The 24,904-nt window shown below is 54.5% G+C and carries 22 protein-coding genes; 14 read left to right on the top strand and 8 right to left on the bottom strand.

Features of this window, described 5'->3' with window-relative positions:
- Positions 1-87 precede the first annotated feature (87 nt).
- The 4 genes from Q0835_RS03880 to Q0835_RS03865 all read right to left on the bottom strand — a co-directional run bounded on the left by Q0835_RS03880 (position 88) and on the right by Q0835_RS03865 (position 2,457).
- A complete protein-coding gene (locus tag Q0835_RS03880) occupies positions 88-792 on the bottom strand; it encodes a ParA family protein (protein ID WP_298815689.1) in 705 nt (234 codons plus the stop codon).
- Positions 793-1,182: 390 nt separating this feature from the next.
- Positions 1,183-1,545, bottom strand: coding sequence for a rhodanese-like domain-containing protein (locus Q0835_RS03875; protein ID WP_298958527.1), 363 nt, complete (start codon positions 1,543-1,545; stop codon positions 1,183-1,185).
- A 6-nt stretch (positions 1,546-1,551) separates the two neighbouring features.
- Positions 1,552-1,767, bottom strand: a complete 216-nt coding sequence (locus Q0835_RS03870; protein WP_298958524.1) for a DUF2892 domain-containing protein — start codon at positions 1,765-1,767, stop codon at positions 1,552-1,554.
- A gap of 63 nt (positions 1,768-1,830) precedes the next feature.
- Positions 1,831-2,457, bottom strand: coding sequence for a Crp/Fnr family transcriptional regulator (locus Q0835_RS03865; protein ID WP_298958522.1), 627 nt, complete (start codon positions 2,455-2,457; stop codon positions 1,831-1,833).
- 246 nt (positions 2,458-2,703) lie between these two features.
- Here Q0835_RS03865 and Q0835_RS03860 point away from each other — a divergent pair, with 246 nt between their 5' ends.
- On the top strand, positions 2,704-3,588 hold the full coding sequence (locus Q0835_RS03860; protein ID WP_298815697.1) for an alpha/beta hydrolase: 885 nt from the start codon (positions 2,704-2,706) through the stop codon (positions 3,586-3,588).
- 114 nt (positions 3,589-3,702) lie between these two features.
- Here the strand turns inward: Q0835_RS03860 and Q0835_RS03855 are convergent, their stop codons facing one another.
- Complete coding sequence (locus Q0835_RS03855) at positions 3,703-4,611, bottom strand: LysR family transcriptional regulator (protein ID WP_298815699.1); 909 nt, start codon at positions 4,609-4,611, stop codon at positions 3,703-3,705.
- Positions 4,612-4,840: 229 nt separating this feature from the next.
- On the opposite strand from Q0835_RS03855, the gene Q0835_RS03850 reads away from it, so the two are divergent.
- From Q0835_RS03850 to Q0835_RS03840, 3 genes are all read left to right on the top strand, one after another.
- A complete protein-coding gene (locus tag Q0835_RS03850; protein ID WP_298958520.1) occupies positions 4,841-5,617 on the top strand; it encodes a class I SAM-dependent methyltransferase in 777 nt (258 codons plus the stop codon).
- 16 nt (positions 5,618-5,633) lie between these two features.
- Positions 5,634-6,305, top strand: a complete 672-nt coding sequence (locus Q0835_RS03845; protein ID WP_298958519.1) for a class I SAM-dependent methyltransferase — start codon at positions 5,634-5,636, stop codon at positions 6,303-6,305.
- A 120-nt stretch (positions 6,306-6,425) separates the two neighbouring features.
- Positions 6,426-7,607 (top strand): MFS transporter, encoded by a 1,182-nt coding sequence (locus tag Q0835_RS03840; RefSeq protein WP_298958518.1) that lies wholly within the window; start codon positions 6,426-6,428, stop codon positions 7,605-7,607.
- On the opposite strand, the gene Q0835_RS03835 is transcribed toward Q0835_RS03840, so the two are convergent.
- Positions 7,601-8,503, bottom strand: coding sequence for a hydrogen peroxide-inducible genes activator (locus Q0835_RS03835; protein WP_298815708.1), 903 nt, complete (start codon positions 8,501-8,503; stop codon positions 7,601-7,603). The genes Q0835_RS03840 and Q0835_RS03835 overlap by 7 nt on opposite strands.
- Before the next feature lie 277 nt (positions 8,504-8,780).
- On the opposite strand from Q0835_RS03835, the gene katG reads away from it, so the two are divergent.
- From katG to Q0835_RS03800, 7 genes are all read left to right on the top strand, one after another.
- Positions 8,781-10,952 (top strand): catalase/peroxidase HPI, encoded by a 2,172-nt coding sequence (gene katG / locus Q0835_RS03830; RefSeq protein ID WP_298958517.1) that lies wholly within the window; start codon positions 8,781-8,783, stop codon positions 10,950-10,952.
- A gap of 234 nt (positions 10,953-11,186) precedes the next feature.
- Positions 11,187-11,951, top strand: a complete 765-nt coding sequence (gene fabI, locus Q0835_RS03825; RefSeq protein ID WP_298958516.1) for an enoyl-ACP reductase FabI — start codon at positions 11,187-11,189, stop codon at positions 11,949-11,951.
- A 9-nt stretch (positions 11,952-11,960) separates the two neighbouring features.
- Positions 11,961-14,564, top strand: a complete 2,604-nt coding sequence (locus Q0835_RS03820) for a DUF3141 domain-containing protein (RefSeq protein ID WP_298958515.1) — start codon at positions 11,961-11,963, stop codon at positions 14,562-14,564.
- 446 nt (positions 14,565-15,010) lie between these two features.
- Positions 15,011-16,372, top strand: coding sequence for a DUF2157 domain-containing protein (locus Q0835_RS03815; RefSeq protein WP_298958514.1), 1,362 nt, complete (start codon positions 15,011-15,013; stop codon positions 16,370-16,372).
- On the top strand, positions 16,369-16,947 hold the full coding sequence (locus Q0835_RS03810; protein ID WP_298958513.1) for a GDYXXLXY domain-containing protein: 579 nt from the start codon (positions 16,369-16,371) through the stop codon (positions 16,945-16,947). Before Q0835_RS03815 ends, Q0835_RS03810 begins: the two co-directional genes overlap by 4 nt.
- A gap of 59 nt (positions 16,948-17,006) precedes the next feature.
- Positions 17,007-18,050: a class I SAM-dependent methyltransferase gene (locus Q0835_RS03805; RefSeq protein WP_298958512.1), complete on the top strand. Its 1,044-nt coding sequence runs from the start codon at positions 17,007-17,009 to the stop codon at positions 18,048-18,050.
- A 1-nt stretch (position 18,051) separates the two neighbouring features.
- A complete protein-coding gene (locus Q0835_RS03800; RefSeq protein ID WP_298958511.1) occupies positions 18,052-18,750 on the top strand; it encodes a pseudouridine synthase in 699 nt (232 codons plus the stop codon).
- A 74-nt stretch (positions 18,751-18,824) separates the two neighbouring features.
- Here the strand turns inward: Q0835_RS03800 and Q0835_RS03795 are convergent, their stop codons facing one another.
- Complete coding sequence (locus Q0835_RS03795; protein WP_298815724.1) at positions 18,825-19,940, bottom strand: TauD/TfdA family dioxygenase; 1,116 nt, start codon at positions 19,938-19,940, stop codon at positions 18,825-18,827.
- A 267-nt stretch (positions 19,941-20,207) separates the two neighbouring features.
- Positions 20,208-20,771: an HdeD family acid-resistance protein gene (locus Q0835_RS03790; RefSeq protein ID WP_298958510.1), complete on the bottom strand. Its 564-nt coding sequence runs from the start codon at positions 20,769-20,771 to the stop codon at positions 20,208-20,210.
- A gap of 149 nt (positions 20,772-20,920) precedes the next feature.
- Between Q0835_RS03790 and Q0835_RS03785 the strand changes: the two genes are divergently transcribed.
- The 3 genes from Q0835_RS03785 (at position 20,921) to Q0835_RS03775 (ending at position 24,771) form a co-directional block, all read left to right on the top strand.
- Entirely contained in the window at positions 20,921-21,340 is a 420-nt protein-coding gene (locus tag Q0835_RS03785) for a MarR family winged helix-turn-helix transcriptional regulator (RefSeq protein WP_298958509.1), read from the top strand.
- A gap of 364 nt (positions 21,341-21,704) precedes the next feature.
- The gene (locus Q0835_RS03780) at positions 21,705-22,439 is read left to right on the top strand and encodes a LuxR family transcriptional regulator (RefSeq protein ID WP_298958508.1); all 735 of its coding nucleotides are present in this window, start codon (positions 21,705-21,707) and stop codon (positions 22,437-22,439) included.
- A gap of 259 nt (positions 22,440-22,698) precedes the next feature.
- The gene (locus Q0835_RS03775) at positions 22,699-24,771 is read left to right on the top strand and encodes a methyl-accepting chemotaxis protein (RefSeq protein ID WP_298958507.1); all 2,073 of its coding nucleotides are present in this window, start codon (positions 22,699-22,701) and stop codon (positions 24,769-24,771) included.
- The last annotated feature ends 133 nt before the right edge of the window (positions 24,772-24,904 follow it).

Below are 24,904 nucleotides of genomic sequence, written 5' to 3'. Positions count from 1 at the left end.
GGGCAATGTGGATCAATCACCGACAGGTCCTGGATGCAAAGAAGCCGGGTGAGCCCGGCTTCAGGTTTCTCATTAGACTGGCTGAGGTCAGCTGGCGCGTTTGAAGATGTTGTACCAACGCTTTTTGGGCACCGTGATTGCGCGTTCCAGAATTTCGGCCGCATAAAGGGCAGCGTTTTCGCGAGCTTTTTTAACGCCGGAGACCACCGATGGATCAAGTTCCGCCAAACCGGCACCGAACTCAAACAGGTCGCGGAAGGCCGCACGTTCAACAATCGGCGTCATCAGGACGTCGATATTCTGGGCTGCCAGAAAATCCTGTACCGCTTTCATGGCCCGGGTCGTAACCGCGGCATTGGTGCGTGTCAAAACCACGCAGTGCTTGATGTCATGACGAACGATCTTTTCAAGCTTCTTGATCAGCGTCAGGATCTTGGCCCCGCCGCGCGCATCCATGGAAGAGCCTTGAATTGGAACAACCACAAGGTCCGAGACAGACAGCGCATTTGCAACGACCAGGTTCTCTGTACCTTCCAGATCGACCACCACGTAATCGGAATGTTCCGCTGCATAGGTGATTTGCTCTGTAATGGAGGCGGGCGAGATCTCACTGATCACCGATATGCCAGGACATTTCTTCGGCAGCTCGTGCCATTTCGAGATCCACTTTTGCGGGTCGGCATCGAAGATCGTGACACGCTTTCCCCGGGCGGCGACTTCTGTCGCCAGTAGAAGCGCTGCTGTGGTTTTCCCGGCGCCGCCCTTTGCGTTTGCGAAGGAAATGACTGGCATTTGGGTTCTCCTGAACTTGCCGTGCATTGTCTCTAAGACGGGCCTTATGGGGTCCTATCTATCTGGCAGTCTTGGATTTTTATGGTTACCAAATTCTTAAATTCGCATTTTGCGACGGAGTTATTCAGTGGCTGTTAATGAATGTGGATAAGAGGGGTAAAAACTCTAGTTACAATTTGCAGGGGTGCATCGTGATTAATCGCCATGTTCCAAAAAGAAACCGTGAGTTCGCTTGTATTTCACAGAAAACTATTTTCGGAACTCGGGTGGCTGATAGTTGCCCCAAGGCAGAAAACCGAGTGTGCTTTCAAGGAATGTCGATCTCGTCATGGATCAAATGGATCTTGAAAGAGGGAAGTCTGATACGCACTCCCAAAACCGAAGCCCGGTTCAAGTGTCGACGGGCAGTCCGCCTTTCACCCAATTGGAAATTCCTCCCTCGACAATCTTCAGGTTTTTTACGCCCGCTTTTTGGAGACGCTTAGCTGCCGACTTTGCGCGGCTTCCAGACAGGCAACTTAAGGCCAGGGTGGTCTCAGGGGCGGGCTCAAGGAGTTTCAAGACCTCTTGCTCGAAGTCCTTGTCATTCTTGCAAATGCGATGACTTGTCTTTGGACTTCCCGTCGCCTGCCATTCGTTTGGCGTTCGAACATCAATGACAACGACGTCACCCCGAAGACTGCCTTCGTAGGCGTCTCGAGGCGATAGCCGGTCGAACCTTGCAAAGAGGCTAAAGAGTTCGGAAATTTTCACGACGGCTTAGGAGTTGGACCGTGTGCTGGCACCAATGATCCGGTAGATCGGGCAAAAACTGATGAAACCCGTCCCAATCAGAACCGCACCTGCAATCATCAGCACAATCCCGAGGGTTGACGAAGCAGCGGCGATGAAGCCGAGCAAGGGGGCAAGAATGAGTGCGGCGCCCAAGACGATACGGACGATGCGGTCGAGTGAACCTACGTTGGCAATGCTCATGGAATGTCTCCTGACTTCAAGATGAGTCAGACATAAATCTGAGTGCCTAAAGGTGTCTGTGACTTAGTCACATTGGCTGCAAAGAACGGCGAGCGCCGGGCGTGACAGAATATCGATACTGCCTCTGTGTCGGGCAATCAGTCCCCGTTTTTCCCAGTCCGTCAGCTTTCTGCCGATCACTTCCCGGGCAGACCCGAGATCTTGCGCAAGGCGTTCGTGCGTGGTCTCGACAAGGTCTGTCTTGCCTGCCAATTCCAGCAGCCGCTTGGCAAGGCGGCTGTTGAGGGACGCAAACGAGACTTCATCGACCTTGGCCATCAAGCGGGAAAGACGCGAGGAAAAGGACCTGAAAACCAGATCCCGGAATTCTTCCGATGAGGCAAGACGGGCCTGGAATTCGCTTCTTGGGACCACCAGAGCAGTCACATCAGTCTCGGTCACCGCTTCCGCGCTGTAGTTCTCGTGCGACATCAGACATGATGTGGTCAGCACGCAGGTCTCGTTGGCGCCAATGCGGTAAAGAAGGATCGATTTGCCTTCCGAATTAACAAGATCGACGCGTACCGAACCGCTTTCAATCAAATAGAAGTTGCGGCATGGATCTCCTGCCCGAAACACCGATGCACCCTTGGGGAGCGATACGCTCTGAAATCCTTCAAGGCATTTGGGTCTGAACTGGTCTGACTGCATTGCTTTGCGTTTCTTTCAGGTAACCGATCTAGCAAGATCAGAGACCAGACGATGGTCCGTGTTTCGAGAGGGTTTTGCCTGGTCTGGACCCGCAGCCTGGCGCTGCGCACAGGCGGTTGGCAGACCTAATTCAGGAAAACTTTATCATGCCGCCGGTCTGAGCACGATTGCGGCAAAAGGACCGAAAGGCTACCTTGGCGCTAAGATTCTGTTGCGAAACTTTTCCAGGGTTCCTTGAGGACTGACATGACAATTCGGCACAAACTTTTGACGATTGCAACGACGGCGGCTTTCCTGGTGACAGGGTCTCTTGCTGCAAATGCCGAAGCGTTGAAACCTTATAAGGACCGATTGTTCCGTTACAAGAAAGTCCATGAAACGCTTTATAATGGCGACTTCATCGTCGTTGAATATTCAAAGCAGAGAGACCTGCGTGACCGGGACGAAGTCGATGAACGCCGGGTCTATGGCAACTACGTATCCTATAAGCCCAAAAGGGGGCGCGGCAGCGCCGAGTTAAGCGCGAACGGTCGGACGGTCCAGTATATGGGAACCGGCAAATGGAAGGGCGGTGCAAAGGCTATTGTCATCTACATTCATGGCCAGGGCGGAAACCGCTTTCAGGGCATGAACGATGTGTCCTTTGGTGGCAACTTCAACCGTATTCAGAACCTCATGGTGCGCAACGGGGGCGCTTATCTGACGGTTGATATCAAGAACTTCGACAAACGCGGAACGGCAGATGTCGCCGCATTGATCGAATACCAGAAACAGATTTCACCAGGCGCAAAGGTCGTTGTCGCATGCGGTTCAATGGGTGGGATTATCTGCTGGAACCTTGTGAGAAACGGCAATTACTCGCGTTTGCTCAGCGGCATCATGCTGCTTGGCTCGCCCAAGGATCCGAATTTCCTCGGGTCCAGTGCGCTGTCGCGGAATGTGCCTATCTACATGGGGCAGGGCACGCTGGATCGGGTCTATAATTGGGAAGACCAGGCGAATTTTTTCAAGCAGATCAAATCCAGAGCACCGAACTATCCAATCAAGTTCACTCTGTTCGACACCGGCACCCACGGAACGCCCATTCGCATGACGGATTGGCGGCTTGTGTTGAACTGGATGCTGGGGTGAGAAACTGACGATTTGAATTCGTTGCAAACTGATTCACAATTGCTCGCCCTCGTTTGAGCCAATCAGCCAAATGGAATTTCTTGCAAGTCGCCGCTACACACTTGTGCGGCAAACTTAAACGTTGGTACCTGCACGAACTTTCAACAACCCCTCAGCCAGATGATCGAACACGGTCCGAATTCTCAAGCTGGTGTGCAATTCCCTGTGGGTCACCAGCCAGATGGGAAAGGTGACCGGAGCAACGTCCTCGAAGGCGGGAATGATATCCGGACACCGATCGGCGACTTCGTCCGCTCCCACACCGAGGCCAAATCCCAGGCGCACATACTCCCAGGCGACAATCAGGCTTGGTGAGCTGAGCTTGATGTTAGCCTGGGTCACGTCAAGGCCCATAGCGCGCAGATAGCCGATCAGCTGTTCGTTGTCTTCATAGCCGAGAAAGTCGAGCTTGGGCGCATCCTCCTTCGTCAGCTTACGGCCGAACCGCTGAAGATAGGAACGGGCGGCAAAAATCTGGCCGCGCGCATCGCGCAGTTTGCGGGCGTAGAGTTCCGGATGGTCGGGTTCGACATGGCGTATTGCGATATCGGCTTCTCTGCGGCGCAAATCGCTGACGCTGTTTGTGGAGACGACCTTGATTTCGATGCCGGGGGCTTTCCGGCGCAGGTCCCGCAAGATGTCCGGCAAAAGATAGGCAGCCATCACATCGGTCGTGGAAATGGTAACCAGTCCTTCGATCTGCTGCGATTGACCTGAGGCCGAAAGAGAAACGCGGCTAGCGGCTTCACCCATGGCGCGCACGTGTTCGGCGAGTTCGACACCTGCCTCAGTGAGTATCAAGCTCTTGTTGACACGTTCAAACAAGGTCACGCCAAGTGTTTCTTCAAGGGCGGCAACCTGTCGGCTCAATGTGGGTTGCGTCAGCTTGAGAGCTCGCGCGGCCGCCGAAAGCGAGCCCTCTTCTGCAGTGACAAGAAAGGCACGTGCCTGGTTCCAGTCAAACGTAATACTCTGCCAGTTCATGCAAATATGTATATCACCCAGTGGAAATTCGGCAATTCCCATTAAATTCTGAAGGGGTTAACTAGCGGTTCAAAGGAGTGGTTCCCATGAATCCGCAATGGCTGACAGTGACATTGGTAAGAGCGTTTGAGCTGGTTTTGTGCTTCCTTGCATCGCCGAGCGGCGGCCGGGAAATCGGCCGCGTTATTTTTGATCGCATTGGGCTTTGGGGCGGTGCGGGGAAACGCAAATGACACTTGATACCCATGCGCCTCATATCCCTGTTTTCAAACGCCATCTTGGATCCTGGCAGATTGCCGTCAGTCGACAGGGTCTTGCCAAAGACCAGCTGCGTCGCGCTTATGACGATTGCGCACCGTCCTGGGAAAGAACCATCGAACGGCTCGGGTTCCCCTTGGCGTATCGGCAAGTTCTTCGCCAACTTGTGCCAAAACTGAAACGCCATCGCGAGAGCCCGGTGAAGGTTTTGGATTGCGGTGTCGGAACCGGGGCGATGGCGCTCGCATTGGCTGCGGAAATGGACGCTGCATTCGAGCTGTCGGCAGTCGATATCTCTCCGGTTATGCTTGAAGAGGCGAACAGCAGATTTGAGCAGATGGGCATCAATTGTCAGCTTCAGGTCGCCGACATCAGGGCGTTGCCTTATGCATCTGAGAGTTTTGACCTCGTAATGTGCGCGCATGCGGTTGAGCACTTGGAGGTCCCGCAAGCCGCGATCTGTGAGATGTACCGGGTTTTGAAACCTGGTGGCACACTGCTTGTCGTGACCACCCGCAAAACCCTCTTCGGTGCATTCATTCACCTGAAATGGCGAACTCACCGGCTCACCTCATCGACCCTAAGACAGTGGCTTAAGCAGAACGGCCTGAGCGACCTTGAAACGATGCCGGTGGGCACCGGCCGCTGGACGCGGCTCTGGAGTACGGCGGTCTCGGGCCGAAAGCAGCTGCCGGCTTTATGTGTCGCGCAAGACAATGCGCCATGCGCATTGCCCTGCTCAGCATGATAAGGATAACACGATAATGACGATCACCTGGACCAACGACATGACCCCTTCGACCCGTTTCTGGAGCAAGGCTGCCAAGAAATACGCTGCCTCTCCGATTAAGGACCAGAAGGCTTACGAAAAGACGCTTGAACGGACAACTGAACATCTTGGCCCGCAGGACAAGGTACTCGAGCTTGGTTGCGGTACGGGCTCAACTGCGCTTCTTCTTTCCGGAAATGTCAGCACATATCTCGCGACCGACTTTGCCGGCGGAATGATCGACATTGCCAACGAAAAACTTCTCACAGAGAAAGAACGGAACAGCGCCTCGGCAGACGGATTGAGCTTTGCGGTTGCTGATGTTTTCAGTGAGGAGATCGAAGCCCGGGACGGCAAGGGGTATGATGCGGTACTGGCCTACAATTTCCTGCATCTGGTTGAAAACCCGGAAGACACTTTGAAAAGAGTGCGGGACCTTCTGAACCCGGGTGGCCTTTATATTTCCAAGACCGTCTGCCTGAAGAAAAAGGCCTGGTTGTTCACACCGATGATCAAGGTGATGCAGCTGTTTGGCAAAGCACCTTTTGTGCGCATGCTGTCCTTTCAGGGCCTGGAAGAAATGATTGCCTCGAGTGGCTTTGAAATCATTGAAACCGGCACCTATCCGGAGCCTTACAGCCGGTTTGTGGTTGCCAGAAAAACTTGAATCACTGGATTGTGCTGCACCGGGTAAACACAAGCGGTTCGAGGCAAGCTGCAGTTGCAGGGCTCCATGGCGGGTGATACGACAGTCGTCCCGCCAATGATGGTCCATTGAAAGCATCTGATGCTCGTTCGCGACCGCGCGTTTTTCGCGTCCATGTTTCTGACGGTTCTGGCCGATCAGATCCTGCTCTTTCTGGTGCCGCTGGTCATCTTCCAGATCACCGGTAATGTCGCCTGGTCCGGCTTGGCGTTTTTCTTTGAAACGTTGCCTCGATACCTGACATTTCCGGTCGCAGGGATTTTGTGTGACCGGTATTCCCCGATCATGTTATTGCGCGTCAGTCGCGTGCTGCGAGCCCTTGTTTGCCTGATCGGCATCACAGGCCAGATCGTTTTCGGCGGTGTTTGGTGGCTGATTGCGCTCTCCGCGATTGTCGGCGTGTTGACGACACAGGGGCTGCTCGCACTGGAAATGGTTCTGGTCGGCGCATTCAAGGATCAACGCTTTGAAAAGGTGGCGAGCTACAGTCAACTGGCCTCACAAATGGGTGTCGTACTTGGACCATTGACGGCAGCTTATCTGATGGTGTTGTGGCCTTGGGAAACCGTGGTGATCCTGGCAACTGGGTTGTTTGTCCTGTCGGACGCCGTGTTTCGGCTTTGGCCTGGCCAGGTGCGCATGGTAGATCCTCCTGCGCCCCTCGAAGAGCGTCACCCTTTCGCCGATCTGAAGCATGCCTTCGTGCTGATCTGGCAGTTGCCGGATCTCTTGCGCGCTATTTTTCAGGCCGCGGGTGTCAATCTTATAATCGGTGCAACGCTAGCAACTGCGGCAGCCATGATGACGGGTTTCTTCGATCGGTCCGAGCAGGAATACGCCTGGCTGCAGGTAGGGGGAGCACTAGCGACGCTCGCCGTTCTGACTTTGACAGCACATGTCCATTTTGGTCTGAACACGCTCGGTCGCACGGCCTATGCACTCATTTGTCTTGGTGCTGTCTTGACCGGTCTCGGCGCTCATCCGCTGGTCTACGCGATCGGGTTCCTGTTGATTGCCGGCTTCGACAAGATGTTCAACATCTATGTTCGTACCCTGCGCAAGGAAATCATTCCGCCATCCGAGTTCGGCAAGACCACAGGAGCAATCATCTGCCTGAACAACCTGTCGCAACCGCTTGCAGGGCTCATGGTGGCATTGTTTGCAGCCGGGGATGACGCCAGAGCAGTTCTTTTAGGGTTGGCTGCAATCATGGCGCTTATTGGCGTTTGGACTTTCCGGCGCAAGATAACCGCTTCTCATTGATGGGGCATGGGTTCCGCTGACCGGCGGACAATGTCCGCAATCTCCGTCAACTGACTGGCTAGCGGGCTGCTTCTTCGCCACACCATACCGATCGTTCTGTTGGGTTCCGGTGTTTCAAAACGGGATACGGAGACCGGTGCCGATCTGGTTTCAACCGGAACGGCCATTTCCGGAATGAGTGTCACCCCCATTCCTGCGCTGACCATCTGGACGAGCGTCGACAAGGAACTTGCGTCCAGCACTTCCCTGGGCGGCCCGGAGGGCAGATTGCAAAATGACAGCGCCTGATCGCGGAAACAGTGACCCTCTTCCAGCAGCAGCAACCGCATTTCCTTAAGACTGTCTGCGTTGGGCAGTGGAAGATTGGCTTCACCGGCGGTGCGCACCAGGACAAAACTCTCCTGTATGAGCGGGATTTCTTCAAGAGAGCTTTCCGAGACCGGCAAGGCAACGATTGCCGTATCGAGCCGGCCTTCCTTTAACTCCTGTATCAGTTTGGGTGTCACGGTTTCCCGAACATGAATATCGAGTTCGGGATAGCTTTCCTTGAGATTGCCGATCACCTTTGGCAGCAGGTAAGGGGCAATTGTGGGAATCACCCCGATGCGGAACCGGCCGACCAGCCGTTCACGGGAGGCGCGGGCGAGATCGCCAAGCTCGTCAGCGGAACGAAGAATGTCTCTGGCGCGCTCTACTGCCACTTCCCCAAAATGAGTCAGTCTGACTTGACGTGCGCCCCGCTCAAAGAGCGTTGCACCCAGAACATCTTCCATTTCCTTGATCTGCATGGACAGAGCTGGTTGCGAAATTGCGCAGGCTTCCGCAGCTCTGCCGAAGTGCCCATGGCGTGCGAGAGCCTCAAAATAGCGGAGCTGCTTCAAAGTGATGTTGATCATAATCTAAACTTATCGAAGCGATCAGAAAATTCAACTTCTTCTGATGATTGCAGTTTGCTAGTTTAGAATCAGAACAGACTAGACAGATGACTGTGCATCCTTTGGTGGTATTGTCTGCAGTCTGTTCAGCCAAGAATTGAAACGGTGTGGTCTGTCACTATTTCCAGAGCATACAGCGAGTTTCGCAAGATAGTTCCAGCCCGATGTCAAATTGCCGACAAAGGGTCTGGTTTGTGTAAGCCGGTGCAAGGCACCGAGTTTAGAATTGGAGAGGAAGATGGACGCTAAGGTCGATAAATCAGGTGGTTGTCCCGTTATGCACGGTGGCAATACGGCCATGGACAAGCCCGTCACCAAATGGTGGCCTAACGCTCTGAATCTGGACATCCTCCACCAGCACGGTGCCCGCACCAACCCGATGGACCCGGACTTCGACTACAAGAAAGCCGTGAAGAGCCTCGATCATGAAGGTGTCAAAGCCGATTTGCGTGCCCTGATGACCGACAGTCAGGAATGGTGGCCTGCCGATTGGGGCCACTATGGCGGTCTCATGATCCGTCTGGCCTGGCACTCAGCTGGCTCCTATCGCATGCAGGACGGCCGTGGCGGCGCCGGTTCTGGAAACATTCGTTTTGCCCCTCTCAATTCCTGGCCCGACAATGCCAGCCTGGACAAGGCTCGCCGTTTGCTGTGGCCGATAAAGAAGAAATACGGCAACGCCCTTTCCTGGGCGGATCTGATCATCCTCGCCGGCAACATGGCTTACGAGTCCATGGGGTTCAAAACCTTCGGATTTGGTTTTGGCCGCGCCGATATTTGGGGCCCGGAGACAGACGTCTACTGGGGCTCTGAAAAGGAATGGTTGGCACCCGCTGAAAACCGCTACGACGACACCGACAATGCGGAAACGCTGGAGAACCCGTTGGCAGCTGTCCACATGGGTCTGATCTACGTGAACCCGGAAGGTGTTGATGGCAAGCCCGACCCGGTCAAGACAGGTGCCCATGTGCGTGAAACCTTCAAGCGCATGGCCATGAACGACGAAGAAACCGCGGCGCTGACCTGCGGTGGCCACACAGTCGGCAAGGCTCACGGCGGAGGTGCCGGAGACCATATCGGCGCTGAGCCGGAAGGGGCAGGTGTTGAGGCTCAGGGCCTCGGTTGGGCCAATCCGGACCAGGACGGCAAGGCTTCCAAGGCCTTCACCTCGGGAATTGAAGGCGCATGGACGAAAGAGCCGACCAAGTTCGACATGGGCTTCTTCGACTATCTCTTCAACTATGAATGGGAGCTGACGAAGTCTCCGGCAGGTGCTTGGCAGTGGAAGCCGGTGGACATGCCGGAAGATCAGAAACCCGTCGATGCTTCCGATCCGTCGATCCGTCACGACCCGATGATGACCGATGCGGACATGGCCATGAAAATGGACCCGGTCTACAATGAAATCTGCCGGAAATTCATGGCCGATGAAGCCTACTTCCGCGATTGCTTTGCTCGCGCCTGGTTCAAGCTGACCCACCGTGACATGGGGCCGAAGGCCAACTACATCGGTCCGGATGTTCCTTCCGAAGACCTGATCTGGCAAGATCCGATCCCGGCTGGTTCAACGTCTTATGATGTCGATGCGGTCAAGGCCAAGATTGCTTCCAGCGGCCTCACTGCAGCTGAGATGATTGCAACGGCTTGGGACAGCGCTCGCACATTTCGTGGCTCAGACAAGCGTGGCGGTGCCAATGGTGCACGCATTCGCCTGGCGCCGCAGAAGGACTGGGCGGGCAATGAGCCGGAGCGGCTTGCCAAGGTTCTGGCAGTACTGGAGCCGATTGCTGCCGAAGCTGGTGCTTCCGTTGCGGACGTGATCGTGCTCGCCGGCAATGTCGGTGTCGAGCAGGCGATCAAGACCGCTGGTCTGAGTGCGACGGTTCCTTTCTCGCCCGGTCGTGGCGATGCGACGGACGCGCAGACGGATGGTGAATCCTTTGATGTGCTGGAGCCGCTTGCTGACGGTTTCAGGAACTGGGAAAAGGAAAACTACGTCGTCAGCCCGGAAGAAATGATGCTGGATCGTGCTCAGCTTCTTGGGTTGACCGCTCAGGAAATGACGGTTCTTACCGGTGGCTTGCGTGTTCTTGGCGTGAACCATGGCGGCACCAAACATGGTGTCTTCACGGATCGTGAGGGTGCGCTTTCCCCGGACTTCTTCATCAACCTGACCGACATGGCCAATAGCTGGCTTCCGGTATCGGACGGTACCTATGAAATCCGCGACCGGAAGCTCGGAACGTTGAAATGGACCGCAACCAGCGCTGACCTGGTGTTTGGCTCTAATTCCATCCTGAGGGCCTACGCTGAGGTCTATGCTCAGGACGACAACAGCGAGAAGTTCGTAAAGGACTTTGTGGCTGCCTGGGTGAAGGTGATGAACGCCGATCGGTTCGATCTGGCCTGATAAATCGACGTCAAACGTTAAATGTGGCGCTCCGGAGCAATTCGGGGCGCTTTTTTGCGCTGCGACAACTGGCATTGGTCGCCAAAAACACCTATTTTCCCTGCATGGTTATGCTGTCGTCATGACGGATATGCTGCACTGCGGAGTGCCGCCGGGTCCCGTCCTGGTCAATGAGTTTCAGTCAGCCGTCAGTTTTGACAGCAGCTGAGACTTCCATGTGGGAAATTCGATTTCATGTTCGATCTGACAGGTCACAAAGCCCTTGTTGTTGGTGTTGCAAATGAGCAGTCCATTGCTTATGGCTGCGCCAAAGCTTTCAGGGCGCAAGGTGCTGATCTTGCCATTACCTATGCGAACGAAAAGGCCGAACCCTTTGTCAGACCTTTAGCCGAAGCACTTGAGGCAGAGATCATCGCACCGCTCAACGTCCGTGAAGAGGGTGAACTTGATGATCTGTTTTCCAGGATCGCCGAACGCTGGGGCAGGCTCGACACGCTTCTTCATTCGGTCGCCTTCTCGAACAAGGAAGATCTCCATGGCAGGGTTGTCGATTGCTCTTCAGAGGGTTTCGCGCTTGCGATGGATGTCTCCGTTCACTCGTTCTTGCGCTTGATCCGGAAGGCCGAACCCCTGATGACGGAGGGAGGCACGTGTATGACAGTCTCCTTCATGGGGGCACAGCGCGTGGTCGACCGATACGGTCTCATGGGCCCGGTCAAGGCTGCACTTGAATCCGCAACGCGCTATGCTGCCGCCGAATTGGGCCCGAAAGGCATATCGGTTCACGCGCTTTCGCCTGGTCCGTTGATGACCCGCGCTGCCTCGGGAATTGCAGAGTTCGATGCACTTCTCAATGACGCCGCCGAACGCGCGCCAACGCATCAACTGGCAACCATCGACGACGTCGGCGCCTACGCGGCCTTCCTGGCAAGCCGCGAAGCCTTCAATGTAACTGGCGGTATTCATCCGATCGACGGTGGCTACAGCATTCTAGGATAGGAGGTTCTGATGAAGGACATTTTCGACGCTCTTGAGAAGGGACAAAACCAGTTCCTGGACCTTCTGTCCGATGCGACTGCCTGGGCGCCTTCCGCGCACTACACTCGCATGCAGGCTCAGGCGACAGAGCTCACCAAGATGACAGAACTCATCTCCCTTGGTCTGACGCGGCACATGACAAGGATCGCCGATGTTCAAAAGGACCACTGGCACAAGAACCTGTCAGCTTTCAACAAGTCCGTTCAAGATCTCGGCGAAGCGCACAATTCAGGCGCCCTCCTCGATAACTGGCACAGTTATTGGCAGGACGCGGTGCAACGTACCGTGCTGACCATGGACACGTTGCGCCAGCGCGGTGACGTATTTGTGGAACATGAAGCCGCTGGCTGCCCGCCGGTTCTGATCTACGACTATGAGCTTGTGGTGGACGGTACCGATCTGCCGCGCCCATGCAACTACATGCTGCTAAAGATTACCCCTCCAAACGACTCCAAGTTTCGTGACCATCAACCCTGGAAACGGCCTTACATCATCATCGACCCGCGTGCGGGCCACGGTGCAGGCATAGGCGGTTTCAAGTCCGATAGCCAAGTTGGTGTCGCGCTCCGTGACGGCCATCCCGTCTATTTCGTTGCTTTCAAGCGTTGGCCTGAAAAAGGTCAGACGCTCGCCGATGTCACCAACGCTGAAGCTGCTTTCGTTCGAAAGGTAAAAGAGCTGCACCCGGAAGCGCCAAATCCGATCGTGACCGGCAATTGCCAGGGGGGGTGGGCCACACTTCTCTTGGCTGCCACCAATCCCGATCTGACAGGGCCAATCGTCCTCAACGGCGCACCCGTCAGCACCTGGTCCGGGCGGGTTGGGGAAAACCCGATGCGATACAATGGCGGGATACTCGGCGGAACTTACAACGCCATGTACTATTCCGATCTTGGGCACGGCGTTTTTGATGGCGCCGATATCGTCCAGAATTTCGAATTGCTCAATCCGGCGAGAAATTACTTCGGCAAATACTATGACCTCTATTCGAAGGTCGACACGGAACCGCAGCGTTTTCTGGATTTCGAACGCTGGTGGGGCGGGTATTTTCTGCTGAACGAAGCGGAAATGAAATGGATCGTCGAACAGCTGTTTGTCGGTAACCGACTTGCCAAGAATGAGGCGCAGCTTGAGCCGGGCCGCAATATCGATCTCAAGGAGATCAGGGCACCAATCATTGTCTTTGCCAGCTGGGGAGACAACATCACGCCGCCGCAGCAAGCGCTCAACTGGATCGTCGACAGCTACACGGACGAACGGGAAATCGCAATCCGGGGACAGCGTATCATCTACATGGTGCACGACCAGGTCGGCCACCTGGGCATCTTTGTTTCTTCAAAGATCGCAAAGAAAGAACACACGGAAGTCACATCGACCCTGAAAACCATCGAAGCTCTGCCGCCTGGGCTCTATGAAATGACGATAGATGATTATGCCGGCGACATCCTGGAGCGTGAGTTCACCGTGAGTTTTCATGAACGCACAATGGATGACCTCAGAGAGATAGACGATGGCCGGGATGAAGAACACGCGTTTGCGGCAGTTGCGCGCGCTTCGGAACAGCAGTCTGAATTTTACGACGTCTGTATCCGGCCGTTTGTACAGTCCGGCGTGACTGAGCAAAGCGCGGACCTGCGTCGCCGGCTGCATCCGCTTCGCGTACAGCGGTCCATGATATCCAGCCTCAATCCGTTTCTTGGACTTTTACCGGGTTGGGCGGAAAAAGTGAAAGAAAGCCGGACGCCTGCGGCCCCTGAAAACCCGTTTATAGAACTTGAGCACCTCAATGCGGCGCTCGTCGAACAGTCGATGGATCTCTTCCGGGACCTTCGCGACACCATGTATGAGAACTTGTTCCTGTCCGTTTGGGGCTCGCCCTATATGCGGTGGTTCGGCCGTAGCAGACTGCCGGGACGCACGCTGAAACGAAAAGAAGACCTGCGCAGCTTGCCACCGGTTCAGGCCGCCTTGATGCGGATCGAAGAGGGTGGCTTCTGCGATGCAGTCATTCGCATGCTGATCTTGCTTGCGGAAAGCCGCGGAGCAGTGCGCAAGGATCGACTGGAGCGGTCGGCCCGGGTTCTCACGCAGGATGAGCCCTTCAAGTCACTGGCCCCCGATGAGCGCAGCTTTATCCTTCAGGAACAGACGCTGATCGTTGAATTTGCCCACGACAAAGCGATAGAAAGCCTGCCGAAACTGCTAAAAACGGCCGAAGAGCGAGAGCTTGCGTCCAATGTGGTTCGATATATCCCGGGTGCCTTGAAGGAAATGGCGCCTCATACTCTGGAGACCTTGCAGAAGTTTCAAAAGGTTTTGGGATTGCCGCCGGTCTCGGATGACATCACTGAAAACCCGCTGGAAGCGCAAGTGAAACGGGAACGAGCAGCAGCTGACGCCAAGGCATTGAAGGGCTCAGGCACCGAAATGTCGGGATCTTCCGGACCGAAAGAGGTGGCTTCAAAAAAGTCGACCACCCGTAAAGCGCCGGCACGAAATAGAACAGCCAAAAAGTCAACTTCAGCGCGCAAGCCGCGTCGCGCCGTCGGCAAATCGCAAGAGCCGGCTGAATGAAAAAGGGCGTCCGGGCCTCTCGGACGCCCCTCAGAGCCCCCCTGGATTGTTGTTGGAGTTTGGCTCTGAACAGCAGTGGCAGGAAATGCCAAGCTTGTCTGAAGTTCCGAAATTCGGCACATCGGCTCGTCTCGGAACGGTCGTTCGGTACAGATTCTGCGAAATAGAATACCAAGACAACGACGCTCGGCAAGACCTGAAGCGCCCTGCAAATATTAAATTTTGTCCTTTTGGTGACCGTGCATAGAAAGTATGCATGGCTGCAACCATAAGGTGTGACTTCCGCATGGGGAGCAAAGGTCAACAGGGGCTGTCTCTTCATCGGAAAAGAACCGCTGCCAAACCTTTGGCCCAATTTGCGGTCAACTCTTCCAACAATCGAGTGGTGCTTTGGCAGCCGAATGACTGCTACGGTGGAACACAACGAAAATCGGTGGCAGTGCGGAATGTTCGACTGGGCGTACAAGAAGAGACTGAAAGACGACCTGGAGATCTGGGTGTCCAACGGATGGGTTAACCCGGATGGAGCGGCGCTGATCCTCAAAGAGCAAGAGCAGGGCGATGGCCGGTCCCGATTGCCGATGGTACTCGCGGGTATTGGCATGGTGTGTGTAGCATTGGCCCTATTCGCTTTTATCGCCGCTAATTGGGGGGTGATCCCGAAAGCGGTCAAGCTCGTTGGCATAGCGTGTCTCATTGTAGCGAGCCACAGCCTGGCGGCATTGGCTTCCAAGCGTGGAAAAAGAGGCATTGCGGATTTGGCGACCGGATTTGCTACGCTTGTTTTTGTTGGGGGCATGGCTCTTGTCGGCCAGATCTTTCATTTACCTTCCGACTGGGCTGGCGGTGCTCTACTGGTCTGTCTAGGTGCGCTTGTTGCAGCCTGGATCACAGGGTCCAGGGCATCTGTGGCAGTCGCTGCGGTTGCCGCGATCACATGGCAGGTCATGAGGGAAGACTTCGGTGAACCTGGCCTGCTTCCCGGCCTTGTTGGACTGGCGTTGCTTGTTGCGATTTTCGCACATTCGGTGGTCTATCCGGCACGCCTGTCAAGGTGGGCCGCGATCGTGATCTTTTGGGTGACCTATGGCCGCTGGTTTGCCGAAACAGCTGAAATTCTCAGAGGCGGGGACGACATTGTTCTGGCGATGGCCTTAGCTGGCATCGGCGGCGTGGCAGCGCTCATGGTTCAGCTCGACCCGGTTGCAGATCTGTTCGTCAAATGGTCGAGCGACCGACCGCTGCGAAACCATGGCCATTGGATGATGGCGCGGTCGCTTCAAGATGCCGGTATAATGATCCTTTGCATCTTGCTGGTTGTGTCGCTTATTCTAGTGCCCGAGATTTCCGACAGCCTTGTCTCGGCAGGCCTTCTGGCACTTCCTGCCCTGGTACCGCTCACACTAGCGGTACTCTTATGCGTGGTCGGCCTGGTTCTTTCTTTCAAGACTACGAAGGCCCTTGCACTCTTTGCCGCTGTGGGATTTGCGCTTCTGGCGGTTCTGATGCCCTTGACCACTCTAAATGTTCTGCTTCTATCAGCATTCAGCCTGGCCGCTCTTGTCGGCCTTTGTGCGCTTGGTACCTGGTACAGTAACCGGTTCTGGATGCTCTGCGCCTATCTCGGGCTAACAGCCGTTGCCCTTTGGCTGCTTGAAGTCACCATAGGGTCATTGTTGGGGCAATCCCTGTTCTTCCTGGTCGCGGGCGTGTTGTTGCTTGGAGTAGCGCTTTGGCTGGCGCGCGTCTTCAGAAGGAGCGGGCAGGTAAAACAATCACCGGAGAACGAGGAGGTCCTGCCGACATGAGCGATGTTGCCGGAACACTTCCATCAACCCGACCCAAACCCCTTCGACTTCCGTTTTTGCGGTGGGGACTTGTAGCCGTCGTGCAGCTGTTCCTGATTGCAATTCCACTTGCAGACAGGTTTGACGTCCAGCGCAACGGGCAGGTGGTGCCGTTGGAACTTGTGCCCGTGGATCCGAGGGATCTCCTCAGAGGCGACTATGTCATCATAAATCTCGCGATCAACAATCTCTCCAAAGATCTAAGCGAAGACGGTGAGATCGCAGTCGGAGACAAGGTCTTTGTCGGTCTGAGGGCAGGTGCAGGCAAAGCTGCGCAGCCAATTGTCGTGACTTTAGAGCGGGACAATGCTGGTAATCTCGCCATGTCTGGCACCGTGCGTTCGGTGACTGAAAACGAGATCCGGATTGACTATGGCATAGATGCTTTTTTCCTTCCCGAAGGCGAAGGCAGGGTCATTGAACGTCTTGATACCAGCCGTGTTCTGCTTGAAATCGCTGTGACGGAGGACGGTCGGTCTCTGCCGCTTACATTGCTGGTTGACGGCAAGGCGTTTCAGTCTGACGCAGCCTTTTGACCTGGAGGCCGTCAGACGTTAAGAGCGCTGGGTATCGTCGTCCCTCAATCAGGTTCTAAATGTCCGATCTCGCGCTCGAAACACTGTTGCTACCTCTTTCATCCGGTGAAGTGGTGCCCGGATCCGATCCAAAGGCTCTGTTCCTGCGCGCACGCGCAGGGCAGTCACTGACAGATCTGGCGCTGAACAAGCTCGTTTGCGAGCAGAGCTTTGCTCCGGATCGCGACGCCTTGCACAAGTCGGGTCTTGAGGTTGTGGCCGAGGTCGCCGAAACCGGATTTGATCTGGTGCTCGTGCTGCCGGGGCGCCAGCGCCAGGAAGCGCGATCGCAGCTGGCACGGGCTGTTTCAAAGGCAGTCTCCGGTGGTGTGGTGATTGCCTGCTCCGCAAATACGGAAGGCGCAAAGACGCTTGAAAGCGACCTTTCTGATTTGCTTGGGCACACAGAAAAACTGACAAAGAACAAGTGCCGCGCCGTCTGGGGAGCTGTGCAGCCTGAGGATCTGAACCAGGAACTTCTGGAAGAATGGTCAATCCTGGATCAGCCCAGACCGGTTCTGGAGGGGGCCTATGTCAGCCGGCCAGGCATTTTTGCCTGGGACCGCATAGATCCGGCTTCAGCGTTGCTGGTCAGTTATCTGCCGGAAACCCTGAAGGGACGGGGTGCGGATCTCGGAGCAGGCTTTGGTTATTTGAGCCGTGCGGTCTTGGAAAAAGCTCCGAAAGTTGCGGCAATGGATCTCTATGAAGCCGAGAAACGGGCTTTGGATCTTGCGGAGCGAAACCTCTCGGCCTTCAAAGGAAAGCGCGCCCTGAACGGCGTCTGGTCGGACGTCACAAAAGGCGTCGAGGGTCCTTATGATTTTATTGTTTCCAATCCCCCGTTTCACCAGGCTGGAAGGGCAGATCGGGCCGATGTCGGGCAAGGCTTTATCCGCTCTGCAGCCGGAGGGCTGAGACCGGGTGGAGATTTCTTCATGGTGGCCAACAGGCACTTGCCCTATGAGCAGACACTTTCCGATGTATTCGCCAGCGTGGTTCAATTGGCTGACGAGGGCGGATACAAGGTCATCCGGGCCATAAAGGGAAAGGGAGGGCGATAGCGTGCATCTTGTAAAGCTTCTCGCCAATCTGGGCTATGGCAGCCGCAAGGAAATGCAGCTTGCGATCCGGAATGGATGGGTGACAGACAAGGCAGGCAATGCCCTGAAAGCCGACAGCCGCGTCAGCCATGAAGACATCCTGTTTGACGATGAACCGCTGGATCCGGCACAGGGCGTTGTTTTGCTCATGAACAAGCCCCTCGGATACACGTGCTCAACCAAGGATCAAGGTAGGCTCGTGTATGATCTGCTGCCTGATCGGTTCCGGATGCGTAAACCCGTCTTGTCGACAATAGGGCGTCTGGACAAGGAAACATCAGGCGCCTTGCTGTTTACCGATGACGGGACATTTCTGCACAAGGTGATTTCACCGAAATCAAATGTCCCGAAGATTTATGATGTTGTTCTGGATCGCCCCTTGAAAGGCGATGAAGCTGACATTTTCGGATCCGGTGAAATGATGCTGGACAGCGAGGAAAAGCCACTGAAACCGGCTCTTCTGGATATTGTGGATGAAACTCATGCGCGCCTGACGCTGCACGAAGGTCGGTATCATCAAGTGCGCCGCATGTTTGCAAGTGTTGGCAACCACGTCAATGAACTGAAACGCAGCGCAATAGGTGGTCTTGGCCTTGATGGCGTTGAAGAAGGCAATTGGCAGGCACTCACCGATGAGCGCAAGGCCGCGATTTTCAAGTAATCCCGCAAAATTGGAGTGCCCGGCAACTTGCCGGACACTTTGTCTTTCAATTCAAATTGGGTCCATTCCTGAGGTCAGCTTTCGCGGCTGAGCACCCGAATCCGGCTGTCGAACTCTCCCCGATCGACGTAGCAGCCCCGCAAATGGCGAAAGCCTGTGTTTGGGTCAAATGCCGCCCTGCCATGCAACACACGACGATTGTCAAAGATGACCATCTCGCCGCCATTGAGGCGTGTGGTGATGACGTAGTCGTCCGAGCGGGTCATTTGCATGATTGTCCGATAGGCTCTGTAATATGTTTCCATGATATCTGCCGGCAGGTCGAAAATGCCGGCCAGATGAGCATTGAAATGCAGTTCCTGCAATCTGCCGAATGGATCCAGGTCGATAACTGTCTGGTGGCGCCGAATGTCGAAATCCGCATCGTGGAACCGGAAAGGCACCGGCGTATCGGCCAGTAGCTTGAATGTTTCAGGGTCGTTTTCCAGAAGGTCGGAGGCTATTGCAAAACCGTCGCAGAAGGTCGAGCCACCGCCATCGGCCTCATTGGCCAGACAGTGCAGGAATTGGAAGCCCGGAGGGAGTTCCTGGTTGGCAAGGTCCGTGTGCAGGGGAAGTGCGTGCGATGTGTAGGCCAGATTGTTCGGGTTCGGCTTGGACATAACCTCAAAGGTCGTGCCGAAATTGGTCTGCCGAAGGAAGCCGATCCGGCCTGCGACCGTCATGCCGGCTTCAGAATCATCGGCCATACCGGTAACGATAGACAGGCCGGTTTTCTTGGTTTCTCTCAGAAACTCCAGAAGGGCAGTATCATCGGCCAAAAGATCCTGCGCATCGGCCCGTGGCAGGCTGGCCGGCGGCAGATCTCCACGCCAGAGTGTCGGCTCGATCTTTGCCGGGTCTTTCAATCCGATCCCGGGCCGATGTTTGTGCAGCCAGCCAGTGTCAAACCGGCTGACATGGTCTCCGTGATTCCAGGTCAAAACGATCTCTTCTGTCTCCAGATCGGCATTGGAGACCGAAATGTCCATTGGAATACTTGTCAGGTCGAATTCGCGTTCCTGAGTTTGCGGGTGAAAGCCGCTTGGACAGTTGTCACGCAGCCAGACGAATGGAAAGTCTGCACTTGTACCGTCAACCCAGGCAACATGAAGCACGCGGTCGTCACCGCGCAGGGATATGCTGGTCATTCTAAAGTTCCGTTGATGTCTTTTGGTCGTGGTTAGGCGGCGCTGTTGGCGCGCTTCAACGGCTGGAGAGGGGGCGGCCACCACCAGTAGGCTTTGTTATGCGGATTGCCAGGGTTGCGCCCGAGAATAGCAAACATCAACGTAAGCCTTTTGCAGGGAATACCTGCGATTAAACACGTGAGCAAAGTGACATCAAACAAAACACCCGGCAATAGAGATTTTGCCGGGTGAAACAATCTTTGGAAATCCGGTGGTTACAATGCGTATCTAACCTTTGGCGGCACGCGCTGCGAGGGCGATGGCTATATAGCTCCAGCCGTTGATCAACACGGAGACGCCTGCGATCAGGCCGAGGGCCCAGCTTGCTGAACCGGGCAGGTCGATTGCAATCATCAATCCTGCGGCAAGTGACACGATCCCGGCAACGAGGACCCAGACCCAACCCTCGTGTGGCTTTAGTTTGAAGGCCAGCAGGATTTGACTGATACCTTGTGCCGCAAAAATGGCTGCAAGAAGAAGCGTCAAGGTAAAGGCACCGACAATCGGATTGACGTAGATCAGGATCCCGCCGATCACCGCTACGATGCCTGTAATCAGGTTCCAGAGAAAGCTGGAAGTCCCTTTGGTTTTCAAAGAATTATAGATCTGCACAAGGCCGCCGATGAACAGGACGGCTGCAATCAGAACGGTGACGGCGATTGAAGTTGCCAGTGGGGCCGCAATCAGGATCATGCCGCCGATTACGAGAGCAACGCCGAGCGTCAGAAACCACCCCCAGTTTTCCTGAATTTTCTGTTTCATGTCTTCTACAGCTTGCAACGCGTCCGTCATTTGGATCTCCTCAGATTGCATCGTTCCGGTTGTCGAAGCTGACGGTAATCGCTTCTGGAGAAAACGCAAACTGCAGGTCATTGTACCCGATGGCAACCTTACTCGACGTGCGAACTTGACAGTTAGTGTGTATTTGCACAGTAAAAGACATGGAAGAAGACGACTTCTCTCTTTGTGTAGTGAACAACGCACGGAAGGCCGCGCGTGCCGTCAGCCGTCACTATGATCGATTGGCGCGAACGGTTGGTATGACTGCAGGCCAGTTTTCCGTTCTGGTCGCGATACGCCAGACGCAGGAGGAAACGACTGGGCAGCTTGCGGACCGGCTTTCCATGGAGAGGACAACACTGGTACGGAATGTCGCTTTGCTTGAGCGCAAAGGCCTTGTCGCATCGGGCCCTGTGCATAAAGGACGCGGCAAAACCTATTTGCTGACGACACGAGGGTCTCAATTGCTCGATCAGGCCTTGCCCCTTTGGCGGCAGGCTCAACGCGACGTGGAAACTCTTCTGGGGAAAGAGAACTTCACGAAGACGATCGATGCCTTGAAACAGCTTTCGGAGCTCTGATCAATTTGCGCGGGATTGCTGAGCCAGGGCCGATGTCCTGACAGTTGCGACTGAAACATGCGGCCAATTGAGCCAGCGAAGCGTTTTGCCGCTGCTTGTGTGTTTCGTCCAGTTCGGTTTTCAACTAAATAGCCATGCTGTGCGTTTTAGGAAATAAAGACAGTTCATTTTCAACTTAAGAGAATAAGTAATAATACCACTTATACAATTGTAGATGTTCCTGCGAAGTCTTATCTCAAGTACTGGTGGCGTCGTGATTGTACTAAGTCGCAATCGAGGGTCATTTTAGTTGTGCTTTAGTCTAACTAAATTTGAATCTGATCGGTGGCCAATTTTAAATTGTTGATCTCAGAGGATAATCATTGTGTTAGACGGCGCGGCGACAGAGGGTTTTGTTTGCGAGTCTTATGAGCGCCTGGCAAATATCAAATCAGCTTATGAGATATTTAAGTTCTTGAGATCTGTCGCTGAAAGTTACGACTATTCTCATTTCTCGGTGCTTTACATACCTGTATTCGGAGAAGAACAGCTCCGCCGCAAGATCGTATTGAGCAACTGGCAGCCCGAATTGCTGCGCGCCTATGATGAAATGAAGCTGCTCTCAAACAGTCCAATAATCAGGATGCTTCGGAAGTCTCACAAGCCGCTTGAATGGGAACTCGAGAAGCTGAATCTTGAACGCTCGGAAACGGAGTTGAAAAGGAGTGTCGAGCTGTTCCGAAGCTTCGACATGCATAACGGCGTGTATTTTCCGACATACGATATCAAAGGAATGAAAGGTGCCGTCTCTTTTGCGGGAAAACGCGCGCCGCTGCAGATGAACGAAATTGCCGTGCTTCACATCATTTCCGTGTTTGTGTTCAAGAAACTCTCGCTTTTCCTCGAAGAAGAGGACGATACCGGACCCAGTTTGACAAAAAGGGAACTCGAATGCCTGAGCTGGTCGGCTCAAGGCAAAACGAATGCTGAAATCTCAGTTATTCTGTCAATTTCAGAAAATACGGTTTCAGGCTACATAACCTCAACTTGCCGAAAGCTTGATGCATCTAACAAGGTACATGCCGTCGCTCAAGCACTTCGACTTGGACTGATCAAATAAAAGCATGACTTTCAAATCACTCGCAAAGTATGTCAGGTTAACAATCTGCTAATTTCGATCCCGCAATTTTAAGGGGTCAAAACCTCTCACTCCTCGTTGACCAATTTTATTTGAATTCAGATCACCTTTATAGAGACGGGTGGTAGTACGTATTTTTACGCGCTTGGCGCTAGTAAGGATCGGTTCAAAGAGCAATCACCCCGATCGAAGACCCGCAAATGCGGGCGACAAAAATGATTTTGTGCACTCGGGTGATGCTATGAATTATCTGTCAAATCTGAAAGTTCGAACGCTGGCGGTTGTTGTGATCGTCTTTGCGATCGCAACCGGTGCCGTATTCGTCGGCACGTCTCTTGTGATCGATCACGATGTTACGCAATCGGAGCAGGCCTGGGCGGCCTTCAAGGCCCAAAACGAGCCAAAGGCCAAAGCGCTCAGCGAGATCAAGCGGCACATCGGCTATGGCGGCATGATCCACCAGTTCAAGAATTATGTTCTGCGCCACGATGAAAAACGGATTGGAAAAGTTCAATCGGCCAATGGCGCTGTCATGGCTGCAATTGATTACTACGCAGCAAGCGGGCCCACGCCCGGCGAGGTTGAAGCGCTCAATGTCCTGCGCGAAACCGTGAACTCCTATGCAGCGAAACTCCAAGATGTTCGCGAACTGGTCGCCCAGGGCAAAAGCGCTGCGGAAATAGACAAGGCTGTCAAAATCAACGACGCACCTGCATTGGATGCAATTGCGACGCTGACCAATTCCGTAAGTGGAGCAAAGCCTGACGATGCGGCCATTACCAAAACCGGGCTTCGAGGCCAAATTCGCGCCTCGCTTGGTTACGGCGGCATGATTCACCAGTTCAAGAATTATGTGCTTCGGCAAGATGATGCGCGCATCGCAAAGGTGAGAACCGGACTTAACACAACGCTCGACGCGATAGATGCGTTTCTGGCAAGTCCTGTGGAGCCGGCCGAACGGGAAGCTCTGGAAGATATTCGCACCGTTGTGCAGAAATATGCCGCCGGTCTTGATCAGGCGATCCAACTGGTCAAGCAGGGCAACACGCCCGAGCAGATTGATCAGGTCATCAAGGTGGATGACGGTCCGGCGCTTGCAGGATTGCAGGCACTCACACTTCAGTCCGGTGCAGACACGGTGACGGCAGGTCAGCAACTGTCCCAAAATCTATATGAAGTTGCACAAGTCACCAGAAGCATTGTTTGGATTGCGATTGTCACCGCTGTTGTCTTGTCGCTTCTGGTTTATCTGGTTTTGTTCCGCCAGATTCTCTCGCCGCTAAGAGCTTTGACCTCGGCCATGAAAGGGCTGTCGGAGGGCGATCTTCATGTGGCATTGCCTGAGAGCACAAAGAACGAAATCGGCGATATGATTGCGTCTGTTCAGGTGTTCAAATCGAATGCACTGCGCGGCAAAGAGCTTGAGGCGGAGCAGGAACAGCAAAAGGAACACGCGGAACAGGAACGAAAGGCGCTGCTTGAATCGTTGGCCGATGATTTCGATGCAAATGTCGGCGAAATCATCAACACGGTTGCTTCCGCGTCTTCCGACCTGAACAACTCAGCCAAATTCATGGCTGAAACGACTGCAAAAACCGAAGCCCGGGCAACAGCTGTGTCCCAGGCGTCGCACGAAGCGTCCATGAACGTGCAGACCATCGCAACCGCGGCGGAGGAAATGGCAAGCTCGATTGGTGAAATCAATCGTCAGGTTGTTTCGGCATCGGACGCGTCAAAGCTCGCACTTGCAACAGTCGATCAGACCAGCTCCCGGATTGCACAACTTGCGGAAACCGCGGAAAAGATCGGCGCAGTTGTCGAAATCATTTCCGAAATTGCCGAAAGAACAAATCTGCTGGCCCTGAATGCAACGATCGAATCTGCAAGGGCAGGGGACGCCGGCAAAGGCTTTGCCGTTGTCGCCGGTGAGGTGAAGCAACTTGCAAGCCAGACAGCCAGTGCGACGGCGGAGATCAACAAGCAGATCGAAGGAATTCAGTCTTCCACGAAAGAAGCCGTTGTCTCGATGAACGAAGTGTCGAAGGTCATGAGCCAGCTGGATGAAACCTCGGCCTCTATCGTGGCATCGATCGAACAGCAGGGCGCGACCACCAAAGAGATTTCTCAAAATGTCCATGAAGCGGCAAATGGCACCGCGCAAGTTTCTGAGAATATTTCCGGTGTGACGCAGGCGGCCAAAGAATCAGGTTCTGCAACGACCGGCCTGACAGATTCTGCCAACAGACTGTCCAGTCAATCCGAGATCCTGAAACAGGCAGTCGGTTCGTTCATCTCCCAGGTTCGAATGGGCTGATACATCCGCAATGGAGCCGGGTTCTGGCATTCCAGCGGACTGCTTTCGCGCAACCTTCCCCCCACCCCGGTTGCGCGAAAGCTCTTTTTGTTGGGGGTATTTCATTGCTTCATGACTGGCCTAGCGTTTCTCA

It is taken from the genome of uncultured Roseibium sp., assembly GCF_947499295.1.
In the GTDB taxonomy this organism is placed as follows: domain Bacteria; phylum Pseudomonadota; class Alphaproteobacteria; order Rhizobiales; family Stappiaceae; genus Roseibium.
The sequence above is the reverse complement of the archived record's forward strand: the minus strand, read 5'-3'. Positions and strand labels throughout refer to the sequence as shown.